General features: G+C 37.7%; 2 protein-coding genes. One reads left to right on the forward strand and one right to left on the reverse strand.

What is annotated here, in order from left to right:
• On the forward strand, nt 1–675 hold a 675-nt coding region (locus ABY905_RS17285), incomplete at its 5' end, for a DUF3570 domain-containing protein (RefSeq protein ID WP_372646149.1).
• A gap of 33 nt (nt 676–708) precedes the next feature.
• On the opposite strand, the gene ABY905_RS17290 is transcribed toward ABY905_RS17285, so the two are convergent.
• Nucleotides 709–1,476: metallophosphoesterase (locus ABY905_RS17290; protein ID WP_372646151.1), on the reverse strand; the 768-nt coding region annotated here is incomplete at its 5' end.

Here is a 1,476-nt window from a genome sequence, read left to right on the forward strand (position 1 = left end):
CTTAAAGATGACAAACGTTCTACAATGAAGCTGGGCTTATCCTACTCACAGGTGATTAACAAACGCCTACAAGCCTTGTTCTCCCTAGAAGTTGTGTCACAGTCTGGTCTTCTTAGCACACCATTCCATCGCGTCTTTTTCGATGATGCTATTGCTGTTGAAAATAATAAGACCGAGCTAGGAAAACTAAGTCATATTGAGATGCTAGATGATAATCGGCTGAAGATTCCAATTTCAATGCGTTGGAATTATTATTTTAACGATTTCATGCGAGTAAGAACCTTCTATCGTTATTATACCGACAGTTGGGGTATTACAGCACATACAGCAAGTATAGAACTGCCTATGCAAGTTTCGCCTAGTTTAATCGCTTCTCCATTTTTCAGATATCACACGCAAACGGCTGCTGATAATTTCTACGAATTTGGACAAGCTAGCAACACACAAAGACCTGATTTCTACACATCTGATTACGACTTATCAGACTTAAGTAGCACTAAAATAGGTTTGGGCTTGCAATATTCTCCTGTAATGGGAGTTGGGAATTTTAAATCTCCCTTCAGGAAAAATAAGCAGGCTCAGTTCAAAAGTATTGGTTTAAGAACCGCCTATTACGATAGAAGCGACGGATTAAGTGCTTGGTTAGTTAGCCTAGATTTTGCTTTTACCTTCTAAAACAATAGTGTAAAGAGTTATTTGTTTAGCTCTTTACACTTCTACTATATTTTCTTGCTTTAACACTCTATTACCATCCCATCGGTATGCAACCAGATGCCCCCCATTAGCAACACAAGCATCTACACAACATAAATTTTCTCTTACAACACCAGCCTGTCCATTCAAACAATAATGTCCGAAAAACACGGGCAATTCTTGCTCAGAATAGGGTACAATCTCCTCACAAAGTTCAGGGGGTATTGTATAATTAGGTAGTTTAAATCTGTTACCAAATGCTAGAGAACTGAAACTCTCCCCTTCCATCTTATTCCACCATTTTATTCGAAACATATTGCGTTTAATACCATAACTGTCTTTTATAACCAGATCGTTGGGTAAGGCAAACTCTCTTCCCTTAAGTATAAGCATACAAGCATCGTACATCTTTCCTTTAGTGGCATATATTTTCCGAAGGAACTTCTTATTAAGCCTATTTTCAGGATGTTTTGTTTTAATTAAGTTAACAGCTTCTTGATCCCAACACGCATGAATGACTCTAAAGCCATCAAACTCAAGAAACAAAGGTAAAGTCCTCAACCACTTTAAGTAGATTTTCTTTGCCTCTTTATTAGCCTGAAATTCCAGATAAGTTCTTCTAATTTGAGCCTTATTTCTCAAGCTGTGTTCACGCAAAGGAATCCCCTCGTCATCTTTTGTATAATAGGCCAAAACATTGAGCTCATGGTTTCCTACAATCGCAAAAGCTGAACCATGATCTACCATATTTTTTATCAAGCAAAGACTATCGATCACTCGAAA

The organism is Ancylomarina sp., from assembly GCF_041555295.1.
In the GTDB taxonomy this organism is placed as follows: Bacteria; Bacteroidota; Bacteroidia; order Bacteroidales; family Marinifilaceae; genus Ancylomarina.